22 protein-coding genes and 1 pseudogene are annotated in these 23,818 nt (G+C 37.0%); 15 read left to right on the forward strand and 8 right to left on the reverse strand.

Features of this window, described 5'->3' with window-relative positions:
• Positions 1-10: 10 nt before the first annotated feature.
• The 6 genes from FFR48_RS04505 to FFR48_RS04530 all read left to right on the forward strand — a co-directional run bounded on the left by FFR48_RS04505 (position 11) and on the right by FFR48_RS04530 (position 6,001).
• Entirely contained in the window at positions 11-451 is a 441-nt protein-coding gene (locus tag FFR48_RS04505) for a protein tyrosine phosphatase family protein (protein WP_137666502.1), read from the forward strand.
• 134 nt (positions 452-585) lie between these two features.
• Positions 586-1,386: an SDR family oxidoreductase gene (locus FFR48_RS04510; RefSeq protein ID WP_137666503.1), complete on the forward strand. Its 801-nt coding sequence runs from the start codon at positions 586-588 to the stop codon at positions 1,384-1,386.
• Between the two features lie 170 nt (positions 1,387-1,556).
• Positions 1,557-3,149, forward strand: coding sequence for an FAD-dependent oxidoreductase (locus FFR48_RS04515; RefSeq protein WP_137666504.1), 1,593 nt, complete (start codon positions 1,557-1,559; stop codon positions 3,147-3,149).
• A gap of 254 nt (positions 3,150-3,403) precedes the next feature.
• A complete protein-coding gene (locus FFR48_RS04520) occupies positions 3,404-3,733 on the forward strand; it encodes a 4Fe-4S binding protein (RefSeq protein ID WP_096572479.1) in 330 nt (109 codons plus the stop codon).
• 198 nt (positions 3,734-3,931) lie between these two features.
• Entirely contained in the window at positions 3,932-4,879 is a 948-nt protein-coding gene (locus FFR48_RS04525; RefSeq protein WP_137666505.1) for a D-2-hydroxyacid dehydrogenase, read from the forward strand.
• Between the two features lie 345 nt (positions 4,880-5,224).
• Positions 5,225-6,001, forward strand: a complete 777-nt coding sequence (locus FFR48_RS04530; protein WP_137666506.1) for a phosphate/phosphite/phosphonate ABC transporter substrate-binding protein — start codon at positions 5,225-5,227, stop codon at positions 5,999-6,001.
• Positions 6,002-6,106: 105 nt separating this feature from the next.
• Here FFR48_RS04530 and FFR48_RS04535 read toward each other — a convergent pair whose 3' ends face one another.
• Positions 6,107-7,357: a tetratricopeptide repeat protein gene (locus FFR48_RS04535; protein WP_096572475.1), complete on the reverse strand. Its 1,251-nt coding sequence runs from the start codon at positions 7,355-7,357 to the stop codon at positions 6,107-6,109.
• 278 nt (positions 7,358-7,635) lie between these two features.
• Between FFR48_RS04535 and FFR48_RS04540 the strand changes: the two are divergent.
• Both FFR48_RS04540 and chrA read left to right on the forward strand, forming a co-directional pair.
• A pseudogene (locus FFR48_RS04540) lies at positions 7,636-7,926 on the forward strand (NAD(P)-dependent oxidoreductase); the annotation flags it as partial.
• 74 nt (positions 7,927-8,000) lie between these two features.
• Complete coding sequence (chrA, locus tag FFR48_RS04545) at positions 8,001-9,206, forward strand: chromate efflux transporter (RefSeq protein WP_096572474.1); 1,206 nt, start codon at positions 8,001-8,003, stop codon at positions 9,204-9,206.
• A gap of 191 nt (positions 9,207-9,397) precedes the next feature.
• Here chrA and FFR48_RS04550 read toward each other — a convergent pair whose 3' ends face one another.
• From FFR48_RS04550 to FFR48_RS04570, 5 genes are all read right to left on the reverse strand, one after another.
• Positions 9,398-9,928, reverse strand: coding sequence for an MgtC/SapB family protein (locus FFR48_RS04550; protein WP_096572473.1), 531 nt, complete (start codon positions 9,926-9,928; stop codon positions 9,398-9,400).
• 416 nt (positions 9,929-10,344) lie between these two features.
• Positions 10,345-11,376 carry an aliphatic sulfonate ABC transporter substrate-binding protein gene (locus FFR48_RS04555; protein WP_096572472.1) on the reverse strand — a complete coding sequence of 344 codons (1,032 nt, stop codon included), beginning with the start codon at positions 11,374-11,376 and terminating at the stop codon, positions 10,345-10,347.
• Between the two features lie 321 nt (positions 11,377-11,697).
• Positions 11,698-12,960, reverse strand: a complete 1,263-nt coding sequence (locus FFR48_RS04560; RefSeq protein ID WP_137666508.1) for an MFS transporter — start codon at positions 12,958-12,960, stop codon at positions 11,698-11,700.
• A gap of 223 nt (positions 12,961-13,183) precedes the next feature.
• A complete protein-coding gene (locus FFR48_RS04565) occupies positions 13,184-13,933 on the reverse strand; it encodes an SDR family NAD(P)-dependent oxidoreductase (protein ID WP_137666509.1) in 750 nt (249 codons plus the stop codon).
• Positions 13,934-14,005: 72 nt separating this feature from the next.
• Positions 14,006-15,058, reverse strand: a complete 1,053-nt coding sequence (locus tag FFR48_RS04570) for an Mrp/NBP35 family ATP-binding protein (protein WP_236103992.1) — start codon at positions 15,056-15,058, stop codon at positions 14,006-14,008.
• 214 nt (positions 15,059-15,272) lie between these two features.
• Here FFR48_RS04570 and FFR48_RS04575 point away from each other — a divergent pair, with 214 nt between their 5' ends.
• The 7 genes from FFR48_RS04575 (at position 15,273) to FFR48_RS04605 (ending at position 22,598) form a co-directional block, all read left to right on the forward strand.
• Positions 15,273-16,346, forward strand: a complete 1,074-nt coding sequence (locus FFR48_RS04575) for a sulfonate ABC transporter substrate-binding protein (protein WP_096572468.1) — start codon at positions 15,273-15,275, stop codon at positions 16,344-16,346.
• 113 nt (positions 16,347-16,459) lie between these two features.
• On the forward strand, positions 16,460-18,175 hold the full coding sequence (locus FFR48_RS04580) for a fumarate reductase/succinate dehydrogenase flavoprotein subunit (protein WP_096572903.1): 1,716 nt from the start codon (positions 16,460-16,462) through the stop codon (positions 18,173-18,175).
• Between the two features lie 82 nt (positions 18,176-18,257).
• Complete coding sequence (locus tag FFR48_RS04585; protein WP_137666510.1) at positions 18,258-19,568, forward strand: O-acetylhomoserine aminocarboxypropyltransferase/cysteine synthase family protein; 1,311 nt, start codon at positions 18,258-18,260, stop codon at positions 19,566-19,568.
• Between the two features lie 127 nt (positions 19,569-19,695).
• On the forward strand, positions 19,696-20,757 hold the full coding sequence (metX, locus tag FFR48_RS04590; RefSeq protein ID WP_137666511.1) for a homoserine O-acetyltransferase MetX: 1,062 nt from the start codon (positions 19,696-19,698) through the stop codon (positions 20,755-20,757).
• Between the two features lie 39 nt (positions 20,758-20,796).
• On the forward strand, positions 20,797-21,024 hold the full coding sequence (locus tag FFR48_RS04595) for a 4Fe-4S dicluster domain-containing protein (RefSeq protein WP_096671728.1): 228 nt from the start codon (positions 20,797-20,799) through the stop codon (positions 21,022-21,024).
• A gap of 10 nt (positions 21,025-21,034) precedes the next feature.
• Entirely contained in the window at positions 21,035-22,009 is a 975-nt protein-coding gene (locus FFR48_RS04600) for a HEAT repeat domain-containing protein (protein ID WP_137666514.1), read from the forward strand.
• Positions 22,010-22,067: 58 nt separating this feature from the next.
• On the forward strand, positions 22,068-22,598 hold the full coding sequence (locus tag FFR48_RS04605; protein ID WP_137666515.1) for a protein-tyrosine phosphatase family protein: 531 nt from the start codon (positions 22,068-22,070) through the stop codon (positions 22,596-22,598).
• A 46-nt stretch (positions 22,599-22,644) separates the two neighbouring features.
• Here the strand turns inward: FFR48_RS04605 and FFR48_RS04610 are convergent, their stop codons facing one another.
• Positions 22,645-23,187 (reverse strand): DUF2808 domain-containing protein, encoded by a 543-nt coding sequence (locus FFR48_RS04610; RefSeq protein WP_137666512.1) that lies wholly within the window; start codon positions 23,185-23,187, stop codon positions 22,645-22,647.
• A 404-nt stretch (positions 23,188-23,591) separates the two neighbouring features.
• Positions 23,592-23,818: tetratricopeptide repeat protein (locus FFR48_RS04615; protein WP_137666513.1), on the reverse strand; the 227-nt coding region annotated here is incomplete at its 5' end.

The following is a 23,818-nucleotide window of genomic DNA, read 5'->3' on the forward strand; positions in this document are numbered from 1 at the left end:
AGGAATTAAAATGACTGATTTTAAAAAGGTGAGCAATGATTTGAGTATTGCCGGACAAATTTCATCCGATGAATTAAAACAATTGTCAATAGAAGGTTTCAAATCAGTTTTAAATTTACGTTCTCCTGATGAAAATGGTTTTGTTCACGATGAAAAGCAGGAAGCACAAATTGTAGGACTGGAATATACAAACATTCCCTTAAATTCTCAAGCGGCAAATCAAAAATTAACAGCAGAAGCAATTCAAGCTATTGAGAAATTGCCGAAACCAATTTTAATTCACTGTGCTGGTGGTGCAAGAGCCGGAGGAATAGCCTTAATAGCAGAAGCAATTCAAGCAGATTTAACCTATGAACAAGTTGCTCAAAAAGCTAATGAATTAGGAATTAATTTAGAACAGCCACATCTCAAGCAATTTTTATTAGAAAAATTTGCAGCCAGACAAAATTAAATTTTCATCTCAGGAGCAAATAAAAATTCAAAATCTAAAACTTAAAATCTAAAACTTTGTGTCTTTGCTCCTTTACCTCTTGGCGCGAAATACATTAACGAATCCACTGGGTAAATTTATCGGGTACAACTGTTATGAGTTTAGAACTAAATCTATCAGGTAGAACAGCAATTGTTACAGGTGGTAGTGCCGGAATTGGATTAGCTACCGCCAAAGGTTTATATAGTGAAGGTGTGAATGTCGTTATTGCTGCTCGCAACCAAAAAAGACTTGATCAAGCAGTAATTGATATTCAATCCTTAGATGATACAAATGCTAAAGTTATTGGTGTGAGTGCCGATTTAACTAAAGCAGAAGATATTGAAAAAGTTGTTTCTACAACATTAGAACAATTTGGAAAAATTGATATCTTGATTAATAATGCTGGTTCAGCCCGTGCAGGGTCATTTTTAGAATTAAGTGATGAAGCATTTTTAGATGCTTGGAATTTAAAACTTTTGGGTTATATTCGCTTTGTGAGAGCCGTTGTACCTCATCTAAAAAAACAGGGTGATGGACGTATTGTTAACATTATCGGTGGTGCTGGACGTACACCCCGTCCTAATTTCCTACCAGGAGGAACGACAAATGCAGCATTGCTCAACTTTACACGAGGCATTTCTAAAGAATTAGCCCTAGATAATATTAAAATTAATGCCATTTCTCCTGGTTTAACAGACACAGAAAGAGCGAAAACTTTAGCAGTGCAAAATGCAGAGAGTTTGAGTATTACTGTGGATGAATATCAAGCCCAAGCAGTAAAATCAATACCTTTAGGAAAAATAGTTCAACCTGAAGAAATTGCTGCACTAGCTTTATTTTTAGTTTCTGATTTAGCTGGTTCTATTACTGGTGCAGAAATTCAAGTTGATGGTGGAACTACACCGGGAGTCTAAGTTATTACGTAGGTTGGGTTAAGCGACAGCGCAACCCAACATTTTCAGAATTTTGTTGGATTTCCTTACGTCAAACGCCACTCGTTTCCAGCCGGGAAACCCGTCCACAACGGTGGCTTCCCAACCTACGGTTTTTCAATCAATTAATGTTACAAAAAAGAGGAAGTTCCATGACTCAAAAACAACTATTTTCGCAAGATAGCGATTTTGATCAAACCTTATTAGCTGATGTATTAGTAATTGGTGGTGGTCCTGCTGGTACTTGGTCGGCTTGGAGTGCTGCTAATACTGGTGCAAAAGTGGTTTTAGTAGATAAAGGCTATTGTGGTACAAGTGGCTGTGCAGCCGCATCAGGTAACGGTGTATGGTATGTGCCACCAGAACCCGACAGTCGAGAAGCAGCAATGGGTTCTAGAGAGGCTTTAGGAGGGTTTTTATCTAGCCGTGATTGGATGCAACGGGTACTAGATCAAACTTATGCGAACGTCAACCAACTAGCTGAATGGGGTTATCCTTTTCCTACAGATGAAGATGGTAGACTCTATCGGCGCAGTCTCCAAGGTCCAGAATATATGCGTTTGATGCGGCAACAAATAAAACGGGCAGGGGTGAAAATTTTAGATCACAGTCCGGCTTTGCAGTTGTTGGTAGATGCAGAAGGGGCTGTAGCTGGGGCGACAGGGGTTAACCGTCAGACTGGTGAAAAGTGGGTTGTGCGATCGCATTCAGTGATCATTGCTACCGGAGGCTGTGCTTTCTTGAGTAAAGCCTTGGGTTGCAATGTGCTAACAGGGGATGGATACCTGATGGCAGCCGAAGCGGGTGCAGATATGTCAGGAATGGAATTTTCCAACGCCTATGGCATCGCACCTGCTTTTTCTTCTGTAACTAAAACCCTATTCTATAATTGGGCAACTTTCACCTACGAGGATGGTACACCTATCCCCGGCGCTGGTTCGCAAAAAGGGCGTTCTGTCATTGCCGAAACTTTGCTAACTCAGCCTGTTTACGCCATCATTGACAAAGCATCAGAAGAAATGCGGGTGACAATGCGTTTATCTCAACCCAATTTCTTCCTACCTTTTGATCGTGCAGGTATTGATCCCTTTACTCAACGTTTCCCTGTCACCTTGCGTTTAGAGGGGACTGTTCGAGGCACAGGTGGCATTAGAATTACTGATTATACTTGTGCTAGTTCTGTACGTGGACTCTATGCCGCCGGTGATGCCGCAACCAGAGAATTAATTTGTGGTGGCTTTACCGGTGGTGGTAGTCATAACGCAGCTTGGGCGCTATCTTCAGGATATTGGGCAGGACAGTCTGCGGCTACATACTCCCATAATTTAGGTATGCAAGCCAACCAAAGACCAGTTCAAGCTGTAGGTGGTGTAGGATTTATCTCTGGTAGTGAGAAGCAAATTCACAGTGAAGACATCATTAAAGCTACTCAAGCGGAAGTTTTCCCATACAATCACAATTATTTCCGTAATGAAAAAACTTTAACGGAATCATTGCAAAGATTACATTTCCTTTGGCATAAAATTCGTCATAGTGAAGTTGCAGATAATAGTAATATTGTCCGCACAAGGGAAGCTGCGGGAATGGTAGCCACAGCTAGATGGATGTATAGCAGTGCCTTGGAACGGAAAGAAACTCGCGGAATGCACAAACATTTAGATTATCCACAACAGGATGCTAACCAACATCATTATTTAATTAGTGGTGGTTTGGATCAAGTATGGGTAAAAGCTGCACCTATCTAGGAAACAAAAGCGAAAGAACTCGTAACTGTTTAATTGTAGGTTGGAGAGCCATCGCCTTGGACGGGTTTCCCGTCTTGTGGCGAATGGCGTTTGACGCAAGGAAACCCAACATGATTACAACTTAAATTGAACGCAGATGGACGCAGATGAACGCAGATAAAGATGGATTAATTAAGGGATTTCAGGATTATGTGCAGCCTCACATAAAATTGGCTTAACCCAACCTACATCAATATTAATTTTGGTTTTTTATTATGATTGAATTAGTTAGTGAATCCCGGTGCATTCAATGTAATCTCTGTGTGAAAGTTTGCCCAACAAATGTTTTCGATAAAGTACCAGATGCACCTCCAAAAATTGCCAGACAAAGCGATTGTCAAACCTGCTTTATGTGTGAATTATATTGTCCAGTTGATGCGCTGTATGTTGCCCCAGACGTAGAACCATTAACAGGGATCAACGAAGAATCATTAGCAGAATCTCAACTTTTAGGCAGTTATCGTAAAAATATCGGTTGGGGAAAATCTGTTACAACCACGGCTAAAGAAGACTCAACATATAAATTGTTGGAGAAGATGAAATAGAATATCAAAAATAATCGAAGTTATCAATTATGAAACGGGAGCATCCCAATTTTGAAAAAATAATTGCAGCAACACTAAAAAATCTCTTAAACTCTCTTAGCTTTGAGTCCTTTGTGTCCTTTGCGGTTCAATCATATCAAGTCTTTAGAACATTTTGACCTTAGATAAAAATAAATTTACACATTTGGGAGACTCCCTATGAAACTGATTTTACCAGTAGAAATTGCCCATGAGATTGAGCCGCATTTACCTAAAAATACTATTGTATTGCGTGTAGATAGTGAGGGTAATATAGATGGTGATGCCACAGATGCAGAAGTTTATTTTAGTTGGTTTTATCTCAAACCAACTACTTTACATCGAGTATTATATGCAGCGCCTTCATTACGTTGGCATCATGCCCCAAATGCGGGTGTCAATCATATTTTGACACCAAAATATTTAGAAAGAGATTTAATTTTAACTAATGGTGCAGGGGTTCATGGTATCCCTATTGCTGAATTTGTGATTACTTATCTACTGGCTTATTCTAAACGATTACCAAGTTTATATAAACTACAAAATGAGCATGATTGGCAAAGAGGTTTACCAATTCAAGAATTATTCGAGAAAACTTTATTAATTATCGGCGCAGGTGGAATTGGTCAAGAAATTGCGGTTCGTGCTAAAGCTTTTGGAATGCGTATTTTTGGCAGTTCTCGTCATCCAAAACCATTACCAAACTTTGATAAAGTAGTTGGTGCTAATGATTGGAAAGAACTACTTCCAGAAGCAGAATTTGTGGTGATTGCTACACCTTTAACGCCGGAAACAAAGGGAATGATTGATGTGGAAACCCTGCGTTTATTCCGCCCAGATTCCTATTTAATTAATATTGCACGAGGGGCAATTGTTGATGAATCAGCACTTATACAGGCTTTACAGGAAGGTTGGATTGCTGGGGCGGCTTTAGATACAGTATTTATAGAACCATTACCAGCAGAAAGTCCTTTGTGGACATTGCCAAATGTGTTTATTACACCCCATTGTTCTGGAAATTCTCCTAGAGTCAAAGAGAGAACACTTGCTTTATTTCTTGATAATTTCACTCGCTATCGTCAAGGTAAGCCTTTACGCAATGTGGTAGATAAAACTGCTGGTTATTAGGAATTTTTATTCGTCAAAATAGGAAAACCAGATTTTTTTTGATATAATCTACGGTAAACCTATCGAGTTGCTGTGCTTTAGTTTTTTATTGACAAGAGAATTTATCATGACATTAGGCCAAGACATTAATATTCAGATCCATCAAAAAGCATATCCTCATTTTTTAGGGAAGGTATCAGAACTAGGAGTATCCTTATTTAAGGGGACATGGTGGTATATTTATCCTTATATAATAGTTTTCAAAATCATGCTGCTTGCTTTTGCTAGTCTCAGTTTTTTATATATTCATTACTCTAGGCAAAAGCTAATTAAAATTTTCCAAAATAGCAGTGTTTAAAAAAAAGAATGACTAAGATTACAAAATTACAGGCTGTATCTTATTTAGCTCCTAATTATTTTGGATTATATCAGGAGATTACAGCTTATTTAGGTCGTGTTTTACAAGTAGAAATTGCACTACATCAAAGTAAATACGACCCCTTAAAAGACACTCTATTATTTAAAGACCAAATAGACTTGGCTTTTATTTGTGGATTACCACTAATTCGTTATAGTCAAATAGCACCAAATCAATTACAGACATTAGTTGCGCCTGTGATGCAATCATCTCGATATGGTGATTGTCCTATATACTATGCAGATGTGATTGTTAAGACTGATAGCAATATTCAGAAGTTTGCTGATTTATCAGGGAAAACTTTTTGCTATAACGACTCTGGTTCTAATAGTGGTTATCATTTACTTTGGCGGTGGTTGATTCAAGAAAAATATTCACCCAATTTCTGGGGAAAATCTTTAGAATCAGGTTCTCATCAACGTTCTATTCGTTGGGTAATTGAAGGACTGGCTGATTGTGCAGCCATTGATAGTGTTGTATTAGAACAAGAATTACGGGATTTTCCTGAATTATCACACCATTTACGTGTGGTGCAAATAATCGGACCCTCTCCTATGCCACCATTGGTAACAGCGCGGCGTTTAGGTATCTCTTTGATTCAGCAAATGCAATTGGCTCTACTCCAACCAGATGCTCAGTTGCAAGAAATTATGAAACAATTTAGTGTTAAGCGTTTTGATGCAGTGAAGTTAGAGAATTATCGGGTACTTAATCAGTGCCAATAATATAGGGACGGGCAAGACTTGTACTGAGCAGTTCGACAAGCTCACTGTAACACTTGCCGTTAGCGTGGCGTGGCGTTAGCCATAGTATGCCCATCCCATAAGATTTTAAGCACTAATAGGATAAATTCGATGCTGCTTTTGTTCGCGCAAGAGAGCATCTTGATAAATTTCTGCAAATAATACTCGCTGTGCATGACTTCCCCCAATCTCATGCAACCGCGATAATACAAATTTGAGTTCGTTAACAGTTGTCTGGAAATCACCTTGAGCATGAGCTACCATGCCCTTAGCTGCGGGAATTGCTATCTTTACCCAACTCCTGCGGAGAAAGGGATTAATACTCAAGGCGTGATGTTCCATACTTTGAAGCATTTCTTTTACCCAGTTATTGTGTCCAGCTTTGGTAAGGGCATAGACATAATGCAAATCCTGGAATGGTAATGCGTGTTCATCAATGCGACTGTAAAGATAAGGACTGATATCTTGCCAACGGTTGCCTACATCTACCCCACGTAATTCTAGCCGTAATAACATGGAAATTGCCCCTACTTGGTCTTTGGGAGATTGTTTGTTAGCACGTTGCCAAATATGCTCATCGTAGATTTTCAGAACCTTTTCGTAGTTTTCTAATTGCCAATAATACAGTGCTATATGCCACCAGTTGTGGGTATAAAGCATAGAGTTACAGTTGTCCCAGGTGTATGCAAAATTCTCCATCCAAATTATTCCCTCCTGGGTTCTTCCTTGGGTTTCCATTACATGAGCAATAGCATGATGCGCCCAAGGATCATATATATTTAACGCTATCGCCTCAAGTGCCATTTTTTCTGCTGCTGGTAATTGGTGACATTGTTCTAAGCCAAAAGCCACCATCCCATATAGATAATCTTGTTGGGGATTGTTAGGTAAAACTTTTTGGGCAATTTCTAGTAATTTTTCTTTATTACCTGTATAAAAATAGTGATATTGCCCCTGCTGCACGGAAATTAAATCAGTGGGAAATTGATTGGTAATCTCTTCATGAAGAGCTATTGCTACATCAATCTCTTGATTTGCCCAAGCTAAAATTGCTTCTACGTATAACTGTTCTCTGGCAGTAATTTTGCCTAAATTTCTTTGTGCGACTTGCAAATATGGTTGTGCCTGTTGCCAATCTTTTGTACTTTCTTGACTCAGATGATAAGCGGCTGCATAAGCATTAGCTAAAGCACAATTTGGATCAGCGTCAACTGCTTCTAAAATCGCTGTTTTTGCATCTTTACCATAAGCAAGGGATTGATCAATAAAACGGTTAATAGCAGCGATCGCTTCGGCTGAATCTGTTGTCACTAACAGCCCTTGTCCATCTTTAAGCATCATAAATTCCTTGCAGCAAGATTTATAAAGTAAATTTTTAACTACGGTAACTCGGGCGGAATACTGTACTTAACAGCTAGATTATGCCACAACCTCTCCCAAACCGCAAGCAAAAACTACGGTAAGTTGATAAAGTTACCGGAGAATATATCTTTGCAAAGCTTTATTTCCGAGAACTACCTCGATGAATGAATGCTGTCGATTGGGTTTAATCTAAATAAATACAAAATTACGGTATAATAGTTAAGTCACTTGAATTGGGTGTTATTAATGCAGCCACTACATTTTTAATTAATATTGCGCGAGGGGCAATTGTTGATGAATCAGCACTTACTCAAGCTTTACAAGCAGGGTGGATTTCTGGGGCAGCTTTAGACACTGTATTTACAGAACCATTACCAGCAGAAGGTCCTTTGTGGACATTGCCAAATGTGTTTATTACACCCCATTGTTCTGGAAATTCTCCTAGAGTCAAAGAGAGAACACTTGCCCTATTTCTTGACAATTTCAACCGCTATTGTCAAGGTAAGTCTTTACGCAATGTGGTAGATAAAACTGCTGGTTATTAAATAATAATAAATATAAAATAAGTAGGGATAAACGTAAGTTTGCTTTTACATTTTTAACGTAGATTACGCAGGCTATGCAGTATAACTTATTTAGTCGGTTGGGTGAAATAGCTACACTATTTTTTAAATTGGGTGTTATTGGCTTTGGTGGACCAGTTGCCCATATTGCCATGATTGAAGATGAAGTAGTGAAGCGTCGTCGGTGGTTGACACAAGACCATTTTCTGGATTTACTAGGTGCAACTAATTTGATTCCTGGTCCCAATTCCACTGAAATGGCAATTCATGTCGGATATATTTATGCAGGATGGCCAGGGTTAATTGTCTCAGGTGTTTGTTTTATATTACCTGCGGTTTTAATAACAGGGATATTTGCCTGGATTTATGTTAATTATGGTAGTTTACCTCAAATTTCACCTTTACTTTATGGTATCAAACCTGCTGTTTTAGCGGTTATTGTAAATTCCCTTTGGGGTTTAGCAAAAAAAGCGGTTAAAAACCGTCAATTACTGATTATTGCTATAGCTGTAGGATTATTGGTATTAATTCGGCAAGTGAATGAAGTAATTGCCTTATTGTTTGGAGGATTACTAGGTATGATTTGGTTACATCCTAGAAATCAAGACAAACCACCAGGAAATAAACCTAACTTATTGATTGCTGTCTTAACTACAGGGGCAACTTTACAGACAACATCTACAATTAGCACTGTGGCAGGTACATCTATTCCTTTATGGCAATTAGGTTGGTTTTTTCTGAAAGTTGGTAGTGTTTTGTTTGGTGGTGGCTATGTGCTAATTGCATTTTTGCAGGGGGGATTAGTTCAAGAATATGGCTGGTTAACACAACAGCAGCTACTAGATGCGATCGCTATTGGTCAATTTACCCCTGGTCCAGTGCTGTCTACTGCCACTTTTATCGGCTATGTCTTAGCTGGTATACCTGGTGCGATAGTAGCTACCATTGGTATTTTTCTACCATCTTTTCTCTTTGTTGCTGCCTTAAATCCGATTATTCCCCGTTTACGCAGTTCTGCTTGGATAAGATCATTTTTAGATGCTGTGAATGCCAGTGCTGTAGCACTGATGGTAGTAGCTACCTTGCAACTGGGAATAGCTACTTTAAAAATAGCAAAACCACCCTATGTAGATATTTTGGGGATAGCGATCGCACTCATCTCCACAGTTTTGATTACTCGTTACCGCATCAATGCTGCTTGGCTAGTTTTAGGTAGTAGTTTAATTGGTTATGGTGCTATGGCTTTAGGCTATATCAAATAAAAAATTGTTGAATATTTTAGCAGAGAAAATTCACGGAAAGGATTTTTCAGCAACCCCTAATTAGAGAAATATTTTTTTTACAGCAGATTGGAGATTATGAAGTACATTAGCCTATTGAACTTCAAGTTTTAAAACTATCTTCTAAAATTGACGTACCTCATTTACTCCAAAAGTGCTGTCATTATTTACTGTTAATCATCATCATCAGCAGGAGCATTTAGCTGTGAAGCAATTGGTTGATTATTTTGACCAATTAAAAATCTAAAAAAACGATTAAGTCGCTTCATACCACTCAAAGTAATTAAAGTCAAAAATCCTCCCAACAATCCCATTTGCCACAAACCACAACCAATAGCTGCTCCTAATCCTGCCGCTGTCCAAACACAGGCCGCTGTAGTCAAACCCCGTACTTTTGGCACTTCAGATTTTCTGGGAGATTCTTGCAAAATTAATCCTGCACCAAGAAAGCCTATACCAGTAGTTACACCTTGAATAGTACGACTCAGAGCATTAGTCGCAGCAAACGAACTTTCACCTTCAGCTTGCAAAGGAATCATCACAAATAATGCTGCTCCCATAGTCACCAGCATAAATGTCCTCATCCCTGCTGCTCTACCACCTTTCTGGCGATTCAATCCAATTATGCAACCGACTAAAAGTGCCAGTATTAGTCTAAAACCTATATGTATCCAATCATCGGCAGCCAAAAACATTACACTCATGGATTGATTCCTCTGAAAGATGGAACGGAGTTTTGCACCTATTACCCACAGGAGAAAAGATTACTTATTGATGATTGCAGCAAATATAACTCCAGTAAGTTGATAGGTTTAAAGTAGTTGGTTTTTACTTTAACAGAAAATTAACAATAAGTAAAATAACTTAGGTACTGCCCAATAGCTACAGCAGTTGAGAAAGCTGCCGCATATCATTAAAAACTATCTTTGTATAATTGGTGCGCTATCTACTAACACTCCATCCCAATCAAAAATTACAAGTTTGAACTGAGTTTTGTCCATATTGTTATCTATATCATTAGATATATCCAGCAGAAATTAAATATACGTTTCCCCTGACCTTTGTAAGGACAATTTATGAATTGTCCCTACGATAATTGTAACTACTAAGTCTAATGAGTCTACTTCAGTCGTTTAGGTGTAATAGCTTCAGCTAATTGAGCAGGTAAAGTTGCATCCTTAACATTTATCTTGCGGGGAATAACTTTTTCTTCAAAATAGAAATCTGCCACTCGCTGTTGTTCAGAAATAATAGCAGGTGTGAGTTTTCTTAACCGATATGTACGTCGCCGTGCTACAACTTCTAAAACTGATACATCTATTTTCAATTCCGGTGCAAAAGCTTTGGCGACTTCCTTAGGGTTTTTATCAGCCCATTCTCCTACCTTGTCTGCTTCTTCTAAAAATACTTTTGTTAATTCGGGATTTTTAGTAACAAATTCCCGTCTACCGATATAAAATCCGCCGAGAGTATTAATCCCTGATGCATTTCTCAAATTACGAATAGGAATAGTTTTCTCTACAAGAGCTAAAAAGGGATCACCACCTACCCAAACTTCAACTTTATTTTGAATGAAAGCATCACGGGCTTCAGATGGAGTTAATCCCACAACTTGAACATCACTAATCTTTAAACCCACTTCTTTTAAAGCTTTAGCTAATAAATAATGGGCGTTTGATCCACGTTGAAAGGCAACTTTCTTACCCTTAATATCCGCTAATTTCTTAATCGGAGAATCGGCTCTGACTATAATACCTTGTCCTAGTCCTCTACTGGGTACACGCCCAGCAATATAAATGACTTCTGTGACACCTGCCGCTTGGGAAAATATTGGGGGTGTTTCTCCCACAGTACCGATATCAACTTTACCTGCATTCATTGCTTCTATTAATTGTGGACCGGCTGGAAATGGTCCCACCCAATTCACCTTTACACCTAAGGCTTGAAAACGTGGTTCAACAACTTTTCTGATTTTGACAATATCACCAGAAGTTTGATAAGCTAAGTTGATTACTTTAGAAGTAAATCCAGGTTTTGTCTGAGCTTGGCTTGTTTCCAATAAACTACTTGTTATGGGTATAGATAGAAAAAACAATCCCAATAACAACCGTGTTAAAACTATAGGACGTTGTGCTAAAAATTGTGTTTTCATAGATGAAATATTCAGAGTGTATTTGAAGTTGAATAAAATTTTAGAAAAACTACTGTATGTCTACCGTAATTAAGTAGTTGCAGATATTAATATTGCATAAATAAATCCTAAAATCAAGTATTTTCTAATACATTTTTCTCTAAAAATTTGAATTTGGTTTAAGCATTCGACTAATCGCTGAGGTTTAAATAATTGCAAGTATTTATTTATAACATTAATTTATACCCAGATCCTGAATCATTTGATTTATTGTGTTAACCAATCATCAATTGATGTCAGAAGTCGGGGATCTTATTTTATCTATATGTTTATAAATAATCTTTAAGAAAGTAATCCCATTTCCTCATATATTGGGTTTACCACTTTTCTGATAGTCGATATTTTTGTGGCAAAACAATAAGTTACAAAAATACAACAAACACCGCTAAATAATAAAGCATTAGCAACACCAATATAATTTGCTAATCCTCCGAAAAATAAATTACCAAGAGGCAATATTCCCAAAAAAGTAGTCATAAATATACTAGTTACTCGTCCTCTTTTATCTTCTTCCACTAAAATTACTTGCATAAAATTACTAATTGAAGCTAAAGTTAGTGTGTTAGTTAATCCCACAATAAAGATCAATACTAAACAAACTTCTAGCTGTGTTGAGCGAGAAAATAATATTAAGGATACTCCCAGCACTAAAGTAGAAATTGCCATAACTTTTTCTAGTCCTATGACTTGCTTGCGCTGCATTAGATAAATACCAGAAAAAATAGAACCAAAAGCTGTAGAAGTCATCAAAAAACCCATTGTTCCTGCATTTCCTTTCAGCACTTCTTTAGCAAATATCGGTATAAGATTTACATGAGTCATTGCCATAAAGCAAACTATCATTTGCAATATTAAAATAGCTTTAATAGGCACAAAATTATAAACAAAAATAAATCCTTCTTTCAAGTTATACCAGATTTTTGGAGGTTTTGATATGGATGAAATATTGATATTTGTTTTTATCTGCATAGTGAAGATAACTAATATAAAAGGCAAATAACTAATAGCATCTACTAAAAAACATAAACCTGCTGCATTTCTAACAAGTATCAAACCCCCAATCATCGGACTAACAAATTTAGCTGTATTCATTAAAAATGAATGCACAGCCATCACACTATAAGTATCACTTCTATTTTCTAGTAATCTAGGAAGAGTTACTTGACGTGCTGGTAAATCAAAAGCTTTTACTGTGCCTTGAAGAATACCAATAATAATAATATATGTAAAATTAATCTGATTACTAAAAGTTAAAAAGGTTAATAGTGAAGATAGGAAAATAGATACTATCTGGGTAGTTAATAGAACATACCTTAAATTCCATCTATCTAATAATACTCCTACCAATGGTGTAATCACTAAACCCATAGCTTGATTGCTAAAGCCCGCTATACCAACTAACATGGCTGAATCTGTCAATTGATAAACCAGCCATACCAAGGTAATTTGTGTCATCCAAGAGCCGAAAAAAGACACGCTTTCCCCAATCAAAAAAGCAGATACTTTGTTATTTTTATTTAATGATTTTACATTTTCTTCTAACATTAATATTACCTATTTTTTCGGTATAATTGTGAATAACTGTCAGTATCATCTGAGAGGATGTTTTAAAAGTGGTATACCGTAATTTTAATCACATTGCTACCCCCCTTCTTGTAAAAGGGGGAAACAATAAAAATACAGTTCCCTCCCCTTTATAAGGGGAGGGTTAGGGAGGGGTAAAAATATGTGATACACCATGACAGAATTTTCAAACAACCTCTGAGTATCATCGATCTTGCAAAGTTGGGCGAATTAAGATTTCATTCACATTTACGTGCTGTGGTTGGGTAATAGCATAAACTATTGCTGCTGCTATATCTTCACTTTGTAATGGTGTAATTGCTTTGCGTCTGGCTTCAATTTCCTGTTTAGCTACCATATCAGTAATATGCTGATCAATTTCTGTTTCAACTAAACCAGGCTCAATAATAGTAACACGGATATTATCTTGATAAACTTCCTGTCTTAATGCTTCCGAAAAGGCATTTACACCCCATTTAGTGACATTATAACCAGCCATTCCTGCACGAGCGATGCGGCCTGCTACGGATGAAATATTAACGATATGTCCTGATTTTTGCGTTTTGAATATAGGTAAGACTGTACGAGTTGCATACATTAACCCCAAGACATTAATATCAATCATTTTTCGCCAATTTGCGGGATCTGCATTTTCAATCCTGCCAGGAAATGATATACCTGCATTGTTTACTAAAATATCTACGCGACCAAATTTTGCATTAGCTTTTTGGATCAAATTTTGAACCTGTGCTTCATCGGTAATATCTGCAACAACAGATAATCCTTGTCCACCATTTTCAGTAATATACTTTATTATCGCTTCTAAACGGTCTCTCCTTCTAGCTGCAATTACTACTTTTGCTCCTTCTGCTGCTAATGAAATAGCCGTAGCTTTACCAATTCCCGAAGATGCTCCCGTAATAATAGCCACCTTACCATCTAATTTACCTGCCATAGTAAACACCCATTGATTAATTTTAAAGTACGGTATCTTGATAAAGTTACTGTAGATTTAAAATTAACGATATCACAGATCATTAGAAAAAGCAAAAAAAGTAGCTTCTAATGCCGTAGCAATGTGTATAAATATTTGACTTGTAATTGTGCTAGAGTCAGCAAGAGTAAGAGGTTGTCCAGTATCACCACCATTACAAATACGCGGATCGAGGGGAATTTTACCTAAAAGCGGTGCTTGGAGTTCATTAGACAGTTTTTCACCGCCACCACTACCAAAAATCGGAGTTTCTTCGCCATTTACGCCCATAAAATAGCTCATATTTTCGATAATACCGAGAACAGGAACACCCACTTGACGAAACATATAGATACTGCGACGCACATCAGAAATCGCCACTTCTTGAGGTGTTGTTACTAATATGACTCCACAAATCGGGCTTTCTTGCACAATCGTGATTTGAGCATCACCAGTACCGGGAGGTAAATCTATTAACAAATAGTCCAATTCTCCCCATTCAACATCATGTATAAATTGAGTAATGATTTTATGTAATACTGGTCCACGCCATGCTAGAGGATGATCTGGTTCTGCCAACAATCCTACAGACATGACTTTGATACCATGAGCTTGTAACGGTAAAAATTTCTGACCATTAACAGTATCAATAACTGTAACTTCCGATTGTCCTAACCCTAACATCTGAGGAACATTAGGACCATAAACATCAGCATCTAATAACCCAACTTTTGCTCCTTTTAACCTCAAAGCTGCTGCTAAATTAACTGCGGTTGTGGATTTACCTACACCTCCTTTACCGCTAGATATGGCTAATGTCGTTTTCACTCCTGGAATTGTACAAATTTGAATATAGATTTTTTTACACCAAGATAATGATGATAATACCGCTTTAATCTCTGCCTCTAAATGCTGTTGACGAGAACCTATATACAAGCGCAAATAAATATATTGATCAACTATCCGTAGATTTCGCACCATTCCCAAACTAACGATATCGTTTTTCAGACTGGGTTCAATTACTTGTTTGAGGAGTTGGATAACTTCTTCTTGTGGGAGATGGGAAGAATCTCTTTGTAGTTCTTCTTGCAAAAGGCCATTGTTCAAATCTGATTTTTTCAACATTTTACGGTTATCTGGTATAGAAAATCACAAAATCAATAACTAAGTAACAGGATAATTACTTTTTTTAAAGAAAAGCTTGCATTTCAATTACCTTTATGTGATATTTTAAAAAATACGGTAACTTGATTGGTATACTGTACTTTATCATAAATTGACCTAAAGTCTGAATAATATATTGACCTTTAGCACTAGAGTTATGTTGAGTAAATTCTCTCTATTCCGATTATTTGAAGTTGGAATCACTTTTCTGAAAAAATCTAATATTCGCAATTTTTCCTTATTGTTTGCAGTTGGACTAAGCCTAACTTTAGCTATTTCTGCTTGTTCTCCCAACGCCAGCGAAAACACGGGAACAACTCAGACACCTAATTCAAGTCCAACTTCTCAAGCAACAAATAGCAGTGTCGTAGTTCGCATTGGCTACCAAAAAGCTGCAACCGTTCTTTACGCATTAAAGGCAAAACGGGAATTAGAAGAAGCGTTAAAAGGCTCTGGTAATTCTGTGACATGGACTGAATTTCCCGCAGGTCCTCCAATGTTAGAAGCTTTAAATGCTGGTAGTATTGATTTTGGTTATACGGGAGAAGCGCCACCAATTTTTGCCCAAGCGGCAGGTACACCTTTTGTTTATGTTGCCTATGATCCTTGGACTCCCAAAGCAGAAGCGATTATTGTTCATAAGGATTCACCTATTAAAAACGTAGCTGATCTTAAAGGTAAAAAAGTTGCTTTTGTAAAAGGATCAAATACCAATTATTTAGTAATCAAAGCCCTAGAAAAAGCCGGATTAAAATACACCGACATCAAGCCAATTTTCCTGAATCCTTCTGATGGACGTGCTGCTTTTGAAGGAAAAAATGTTGATGCTTGGGCAATTTGGGATCCATTTTTAGCTGCGGCAGAAAAAGCTACTGGCGCACGCACTCTCACAGATGCAACTGGACTAGCACCCAATTTAGGTTATTATTTAGCTGCTCAATCTTTTGTAGAGAAAAATCCAGAAGTGTTAAAAACTGTTTTAGATGGAGTGAATAAAGTCAGCGATTGGGCAAAAAATAATCCTACTGAAGTTGCTAAATTACTCTCACCTGTTTTGGGTATAGATGCGGCCGTTCTAGAAACAGCAGAAAAGCGGCGTGATTATGGTGTATTACCTCTGACAGAGGAAGTAATTACCAAACAGCAAGAAATTGCAGATGCTTTCTACAAAATTCAATTGATTCCTAAAGAGATCAAGGTTAAAGAAGTAGTTTGGCAAGGCAATAAATAGGTTAGTAATTGGTGATTGGTGATAAGAAAATTGCTAATCATCAATTATTTCTAAAAATCTTCCTTGACTTTCTCTGGGTGAGAAAAAATTTTAAATTATTGCAAGAGTTGTATATGGTAACAAACATTAATACACAGTGGCTAAAAACCGATGTTTTAGTAATTGGTGGCGGTACAGCAGGGACAATGGCAGGGATTAAAGCCAAACAGGCAAATCCTAATGCGGAGGTATTGATTTTAGAGAAAGCGAATATTCGCCGCAGTGGGGCGATCGCTATGGGTATGGATGGAGTAAATACAGCCGTTATTCCTGGCAATTCTACCCCAGAACAATACACCCGTGAAGTCACCATTGCTAACGATGGTATTCTACACCAAAAAGCCGTTTATCAAACAGGTAAATTAGGTTTTGAAACCATTCAAGAATTAGAAAATTGGGGTGTTAAATTCCAAAAAGATCCTCAAGGAAATTACGACGTTAAACAAGTGCATCGAGTAGGAAAATATGTCTTACCCATGCCAGAAGGCAAAGATTTAAAAACCATTCTTACTCGTCAAGTTAAACGCCATAAAGTGAAAGTTACAAATCGCGTTATGGCAACTAGAATACTAGTAAAAAATAGTAGAGCGATTGGTGCAGTTGGATTTGATGTGCGTGGTGGTGATTTTGTAGTTATTCAAGCTAAAGCCGTGATACTTTGTACAGGTGCTTGTGGCAGATTAGGACTACCTGCATCTGGTTATCTTTATGGAACTTATGAAAACCCCACAAATGCCGGAGATGGTTATTCAATGGCTTATCATGCAGGAGCAGAATTAAGCAATATTGAATGTTTCCAAATCAACCCATTAATTAAAGATTATAATGGTCCAGCCTGTGCGTATGTTGCTGGTCCCTATGGAGCATATACCGCCAACGCTGAAGGAAACCGCTTCATTAATTGTGATTATTGGAGTGGGCAAATGATGCTAGAGATTTGGAAAGAATTAAACTCTGGTAAAGGACCAATTCAAATGAAAATGACTCATTTGGATGAGGATACAATTTCGGAAATTGAGTCTGTTTTATGGGCAAATGAACGACCGAGTAGAGAACGTTTTCATGAAGGTAGAGGCGAAAACTACCGGACTCATGGGGTTGAGATGAATATCTCAGAAATAGGATTATGTAGTGGACATAGTGCGTCTGGTGTGTGGGTGAATGAAAAAGCAGAAACTACAGTACCAGGATTATATGCAGCCGGAGATATGGCCAGTGTTCCTCATAATTATATGATTGGTGCATTTGTATTTGGTCGGTTAGCAGGAGAAAATGCGATAAATTATATTCAAAATTTAGAATATTTAGAACCAGATGTTGATTTTTTAGAAGCTGAAAAAGCGAGAATTTACGCACCATTAAATCAACCTAATGCTATTCCCCATACTCAAGTTGAATATAAATTACGCCGACTGGTGAATGATTATTTACAACCACCAAAATCCGGGAATAAAATGGAAATTGGACTAAATAATTTTCTTCGCTATCATGAAGTATTAGACCAAATGGGAGCGCGTGATCCCCATGAATTGATGCGATGTATGGAAGTACATTTTATTCGTGATTGTGCAGAAATGGCAGCACGATCATCTTTATATCGTCGGGAAAGTCGTTGGGGTTTATATCATTATCGCTTGGATTTTCCAGATAAGAATAATGAAGAGTGGTTTTGTCATGTGAATTTGAAAAAAGACGAATCAGAAGAAATGATTTTGTTTAAACGTCCCGTTGAGCCTTATGTTGTAGAGGTGGATTTACAGCAAGAAGTTTATAATGTTGCAGTTAGATAACTAGATAATTAGTAAATCAGAAACTAATTAAAAACCTCCTTATTTTTTGATAGTCAGTCTACTTGAATAACTACAACTACCTATGTCAGAAAATTATCGTTTTGAAACCCTACAAGTCCATGCTGGACAAGAACCTGCACCTGGTACTAACGCCCGCGCTGTACCAATTTATCAAACTACTTCCTACGTTTTTGATGATGCTGAACATGGAGCGCGGTTATTTGCTCTCCAGGAATTTGGCAATATTTATACTCGCATCATGAATCCGACAACGGATGTATTTGAAAAAAGGATTGCCGCATTAGAAGGTGGTGTAGCAGCTTTAGCTACTGCAAGCGGTCAAGCAGCACAATTTTTAGCAATAAGTACGATCGCTCAAGCAGGAGATAATATTGTTTCCACCAGTTTCCTCTATGGAGGAACTTATAACCAATTCAAAGTTACTCTTCCACGATTAGGGATCAATGTCAAATTTGTGGAAGGAGATGATCCAGAAAACTTCCGTCAAGCAATTGATCAAAATACCAAAGCTTTGTATGTTGAAACAATTGGTAATCCCCAATTTAACATTCCTGATTTTGCAGCTTTAGCCCACATTGCCCATGAAAATGGTATTCCTTTAATTGTAGATAATACCTTCGGTGCAGGTGGATATTTAGCACGACCAATAGAACATGGTGCTGATATTGTTGTCGAGTCTGCAACTAAATGGATTGGAGGACATGGTACATCCATTGGCGGCGTAGTAGTTGATTCTGGTAAATTTGATTGGGGTAACGGCAAATTTCCCCTCTTTACCGAACCTTCCCCCGCTTATCATGGATTGAATTTTCAAGAAGTATTTGGCAAAGGTAGTCAATTTGGTAATATTGCTTTTATTATTCGCGCCAGAGTGGAAGGATTACGAGATTTAGGAGCAGCATTAAGTCCATTTAATGCTTTTCTATTACTACAAGGATTAGAAACTCTTTCCCTGCGTGTAGATCGTCATGTAAATAATGCTTTAGAATTGGCTAAATGGTTAGAACAACAAGAGCAGGTAGCATGGGTTAATTATCCAGGACTTCCCAATCATCCCTATCATGAACGAGCTAAAAAATATCTTCGACATGGCTTTGGAGGAGTTCTTAATTTTGGTATTAAAGGGGGATTAGAAGCTGGTAAAGCCTTTATTAGTAATGTTAAATTAGCCAGTCATTTAGCAAATGTTGGTGATGCAAAAACCCTTGTTATTCATCCCGCTTCTACAACCCATCAACAGCTAAGTGAGAGTGAACAAATTTCGGCTGGTGTAACACCAGATTTAGTACGGGTATCTGTGGGAATTGAACATATTGACGATATTAAGGAGGATTTTGAACAGGCATTTAGGAAGGTGACAGGTGACAGGTGACAGAAAGAAGAATACAGGAGTTGCAGGAGTTACAGGAGTTACAGAATAATCTATCTACACCTAATACTCCTCAATTACTAAACACCTGTGTTCTATTCCCTATTCCCTATTCCCTATTCCCTACTATATGAAATACCTAGACTTCATTTCACCAAAAACTCAGTTTTATCAACTTTCAAAACCATTTTCATTAGAATCTGGTGAAGTATTAATTGGTGTTCAGGTTGCTTATCGTACCTGGGGAAAATTAAACGCCAACGGTGATAATGGAGTCTTAATTTGTCATGCTTTAACTGGCTCTGCTGACGCTGACGACTGGTGGAAACCTTTATTTGGTGCTGGGAAATCCTTTGATCCTGATCAGGATTTTCTTGTATGCAGCAACATTTTAGGAAGTTGTTACGGTACAACTGGAGCAACTTCTATTAACCCAAATACAGTAAGAATTTATGGTGCATCTTTTCCTAGAATTACAATTAGGGATATGGTGAATTTGCAAGCCGCACTATTAGAATATCTGGATGTTAAATTTCTGCGATTGGTAATAGGTGGTTCACTGGGTGGGATGCAAGTTTTAGAATGGGCATTATTATATCCAGAAAAGGTGAGAGCGATCGCACCAATAGCCGCACCTGGAAGACATTCAGCATGGTCTATTGGTTTAAGTGAAGCACAAAGACAGGCAATTTATACAGATCCAAATTGGCAAGATGGGAACTACACAAGTGATGCACCTCCGAACCAAGGATTAGCAGTAGCGCGGATGATGGCAATGATTACTTATCGTTATTGGGAGAGTTTTACAAATCGTTTTGGCAGGGAGAAGGATGAATTTAATCAATTTGCCATATCTAGTTATTTACAATATCAAGGTCAAAAACTCATAGAACGTTTTGATGCTAATACTTATATTACATTAACTCATGCAATGGATAGTCATGATGTTAGTTGGCATAGGAAAAATTATCAATCTGTTTTGCAAAGTATCAAACAACCAACTTTAGTTGTAGCGATTGATTCTGATGTTCTTTATCCCCCAGTAGAACAACAAGAATTAGTAGATTTAATTCCTAATGCTCAATTAGGATTAATCAAATCACCTCATGGACATGATGCTTTTTTAATTGATATGGAGGAATTGAATGAAATAGTAGTTTCTTTTAGGAAAGGATTAAAATTTTGTGTTTAATTTGTTTAATTTTCAATCAAATTAGGGAGTTAAAAAATTATGGCTTTAATTAATCAAAGAGTAGATATTCCTGTAATTGTGGATGAATCTAAATGTTTAGAAAAATGTGTTGCTTGTATTGAAGTTTGTCCTCTGGATGTATTAGCAAAAAATCCAGAGACGGGAAAAGCCTATATGAAATATGATGAATGTTGGTTCTGTTTACCCTGTGAAAAAGAATGTCCAACAAATGCGATTACAGTCCAAATTCCTTTCTTGTTGCGGTAGAGGTGCAGAAATGTTTACAAATACAGATTCAGAATTAAATCAATGGTTGGAAATGTTGCGATCGCCTGATGTGAGCGATCGCCTAGTTGCGGTAAAATCTCTACAGCATCTCGGAGAAGATGCAGCACTTGATGCTTTAATTATCGCACTGGAAGACGAAAGCACCCCAGTCCAAAAAATAGCTGTATCCGCACTTTGGGAAATTGCCAATCCTCAAGCAGTTCCAGCTTTATTAAAAACCCTCGCTTCCCCAGATGAAGACGTTCGCACCGAAGCATTATCAGCTTTAGGTGAATTAATAAATGCAGATGATTTACTGTTATTGTTAGATGCACTAAATCAAGAAAATATCAACCTGCAAATTAATATTTTAATCTTATTGCGGAAGATACATGATGTTCAATCTTTACCTGCGGTGTTATCTTTCTTTGATTCCAAATATCCAGAACTACGAGAAGCTGCTATTAGAACTTTGCGCTATTTAAACCAAGTCCAAATCTGTCCACCAGCTTTATCATTAATCAATGATCCTGATGATAATGTCCGTCGTGCAACAGCATTAACTTTAGGACATTTAGCAGATCAAGAAATTGTAGATTTATTAACTAAAGCACTAATTTCTGATTTTGATTGGCAAGTACGACGCAATGCAGCTAAATCTCTAGCAATTCATGCTAATTCAGCAGCAATTCCCGCTTTAAAAATTGCGCTAAAAGATGAACATTGGCAGGTGCGAAAATTCACGCTTCAAGTATTACAAAAAACGCCAGATCAAAATTTATTACCTGATTTGATTAAAGCATTAATAGACGAATATTCTGATGTCAGAAAAGAAGCAGCCATAGCACTTGGTAATTTAGAAAATGCTGATGCTTTAAATGCACTACAACAAGCACTAGATGATCCTGATCGAGATGTTTGTATTTACGCAGAAAGAGCAATTAAAACAATAATAGGGGCGAAGCATTCGGAAAATAAATTTTGACAAGAACCGATAATTAACAGACCGAATGCTTCGCCCTTACAACACAACTTCGCTAAATATGTACAAATTTGCTCCTGCTTGGGAACAAGAAACAATAGTATTTGGTGCTTCTCAACCTGGATATACTGATAATCAGGTATATGATTGGATTGAGTTTATGAAATCACAAAATATCAAGCGAGTTTGCTGTTTACTTAGTGAAAAACAACTAGCTAATTATGCTCATCTTTTAGATACATATCGGCAAGAATTTGGTAATCAACAAATTTGTTGGACACCAATTGAAGATTTTTATTTATCTGATTTAGAAACACTCATAGAGAAAATCCTACCTTTTTTGATCACAGCAAATCAACAAAATGAAAAAGTAGTTGTGCATTGTGCTGGTGGAATTGGCCGGACTGGGCATATATTAGCAGCTTGGTTAGTGAGTGTGCGGGGATTTTCTAACAAAGATGCAATTTCTGCTGTTATAAGAACAGGGAGAAATCCTCATGAAGCTGTAATGTTAAGTGAAAATCCGTTACAAGTTGCACAAGAATTGAATTTGTTACTTAATAATTGTCGCCTAGCATTCTTAACTAATTGAATACTATTGCTGATTTTTCAGACAAATTCAGCAATTTATAAACACTTTACCATTGATAAAATAGGTGATCATCAAAACTATTATAAAATTGGAATCTAGCAGTTCCTACAATTAAATTATTTGCCTTTTCATCGGAGGAAATAACATGAACTCGAAATAGATAAATACCTTCGCTGGTAGGATTATAAAAAGGTTTTAAAGCGATAATAATTGTTTGATTTGCAGAAACTGGTTTATCAAAAGTAGCAATGATAGTTTGTGGTTGAGTTGAACTTTTGGTTAGGGTAATACCTACCTTTTCTTTTTGTCCACTTGCTTCTACAAAAGCAAAACTGTTTTTCTGATCAAATTCAATATTTTCTACACCTTCTATTTGTGTTAAAACAACCTGTTGCAGTTGCCAATTAGCTAGAGATTCTGGTAATTTGATTGTAAAATAATAAGTTGCGTCCCAAGAACCTGTTTGATTATAGGTTGTTTTGGCAGTTAACAACGGTTTTGATGGTATCCCGTAGGTAGTATGTACAGATAATAAAAAGATTCCTGTACTAATAGCTAGGGTTTTACAAAGAGTTTTAAAGCTGTTCATATTTTTAGGATTTGATATTTTAAATAGGTTTTTTTTATTGAATTATACCCTTTTAGTTTAGCAAGTGGAAGTCACTAATAATTACACATATTAGTTAATTTTAATCGTCCTAATTCCTATCTGATTAGGTGGATTAAATGAGAGGTTATATTGCAATACTGCTAAGTTAACTAAATTAGATCAGATTCTCTCATTGTTGTTTGGGTAATTTTATTAATAAATGTTAAGTAATTTTATGTTTTTTATCTCACGCAAAGACGCAGAGGCGCAAAGAAAGAGAGAAGAACAGAAGGAAATGAAAGCATCAAATTTAGATCCCTGACTTCTTTGAATGATCTTCATTATTTACAAAAAATCTAATTAAGAAGTCGGGTATCTTTCTTACCTGGCTTAACTTATCTTCATTATTTGTTAATTTTTCTGATTAGCTCCATAGTATCTTGATAGTCTGTTTCTTTACCTTCTTTTTTATAGATATTTGCGGCTGTTTGAAAATCTTTAATTGCACCTTGCTTATCTCCTAAATCATCACGGACATTTCCCCGGCCGATGTAGGCATTGGCATAGTTAGGATTAATCTTGATAGCTTGGTTGTAATCATCTATAGCACCTTGCTTATCTCCTAATTCAT

This window comes from Sphaerospermopsis reniformis (assembly GCF_005402885.1).
Classification (GTDB): Bacteria; Cyanobacteriota; Cyanobacteriia; order Cyanobacteriales; family Nostocaceae; genus Sphaerospermopsis; species Sphaerospermopsis kisseleviana.

What these genes read in the sequence shown, in the direction of transcription:
- FFR48_RS04515 (WP_137666504.1), top strand. Translation starts at nt 1,557, where the DNA reads ATGACTCAAAAACAACTATTTTCGCAAGATAGCGATTTTGATCAAACC.
- metX (WP_137666511.1), top strand. Translation starts at nt 19,696, where the DNA reads ATGAAATACCTAGACTTCATTTCACCAAAAACTCAGTTTTATCAACTT.
- FFR48_RS04600 (WP_137666514.1), top strand. Translation starts at nt 21,035, where the DNA reads ATGTTTACAAATACAGATTCAGAATTAAATCAATGGTTGGAAATGTTG.
- FFR48_RS04560 (WP_137666508.1), bottom strand. Translation starts at nt 12,960, where the DNA reads ATGTTAGAAGAAAATGTAAAATCATTAAATAAAAATAACAAAGTATCT.
- FFR48_RS04585 (WP_137666510.1), top strand. Translation starts at nt 18,258, where the DNA reads ATGTCAGAAAATTATCGTTTTGAAACCCTACAAGTCCATGCTGGACAA.
- FFR48_RS04530 (WP_137666506.1), top strand. Translation starts at nt 5,225, where the DNA reads ATGACTAAGATTACAAAATTACAGGCTGTATCTTATTTAGCTCCTAAT.
- FFR48_RS04520 (WP_096572479.1), top strand. Translation starts at nt 3,404, where the DNA reads ATGATTGAATTAGTTAGTGAATCCCGGTGCATTCAATGTAATCTCTGT.
- FFR48_RS04575 (WP_096572468.1), top strand. Translation starts at nt 15,273, where the DNA reads ATGTTGAGTAAATTCTCTCTATTCCGATTATTTGAAGTTGGAATCACT.
- chrA (WP_096572474.1), top strand. Translation starts at nt 8,001, where the DNA reads ATGCAGTATAACTTATTTAGTCGGTTGGGTGAAATAGCTACACTATTT.
- FFR48_RS04595 (WP_096671728.1), top strand. Translation starts at nt 20,797, where the DNA reads ATGGCTTTAATTAATCAAAGAGTAGATATTCCTGTAATTGTGGATGAA.
- FFR48_RS04505 (WP_137666502.1), top strand. Translation starts at nt 11, where the DNA reads ATGACTGATTTTAAAAAGGTGAGCAATGATTTGAGTATTGCCGGACAA.
- FFR48_RS04605 (WP_137666515.1), top strand. Translation starts at nt 22,068, where the DNA reads ATGTACAAATTTGCTCCTGCTTGGGAACAAGAAACAATAGTATTTGGT.
- FFR48_RS04535 (WP_096572475.1), bottom strand. Translation starts at nt 7,357, where the DNA reads ATGCTTAAAGATGGACAAGGGCTGTTAGTGACAACAGATTCAGCCGAA.
- FFR48_RS04550 (WP_096572473.1), bottom strand. Translation starts at nt 9,928, where the DNA reads ATGAGTGTAATGTTTTTGGCTGCCGATGATTGGATACATATAGGTTTT.
- FFR48_RS04525 (WP_137666505.1), top strand. Translation starts at nt 3,932, where the DNA reads ATGAAACTGATTTTACCAGTAGAAATTGCCCATGAGATTGAGCCGCAT.
- FFR48_RS04610 (WP_137666512.1), bottom strand. Translation starts at nt 23,187, where the DNA reads ATGAACAGCTTTAAAACTCTTTGTAAAACCCTAGCTATTAGTACAGGA.
- FFR48_RS04580 (WP_096572903.1), top strand. Translation starts at nt 16,460, where the DNA reads ATGGTAACAAACATTAATACACAGTGGCTAAAAACCGATGTTTTAGTA.
- FFR48_RS04555 (WP_096572472.1), bottom strand. Translation starts at nt 11,376, where the DNA reads ATGAAAACACAATTTTTAGCACAACGTCCTATAGTTTTAACACGGTTG.
- FFR48_RS04565 (WP_137666509.1), bottom strand. Translation starts at nt 13,933, where the DNA reads ATGGCAGGTAAATTAGATGGTAAGGTGGCTATTATTACGGGAGCATCT.
- FFR48_RS04510 (WP_137666503.1), top strand. Translation starts at nt 586, where the DNA reads ATGAGTTTAGAACTAAATCTATCAGGTAGAACAGCAATTGTTACAGGT.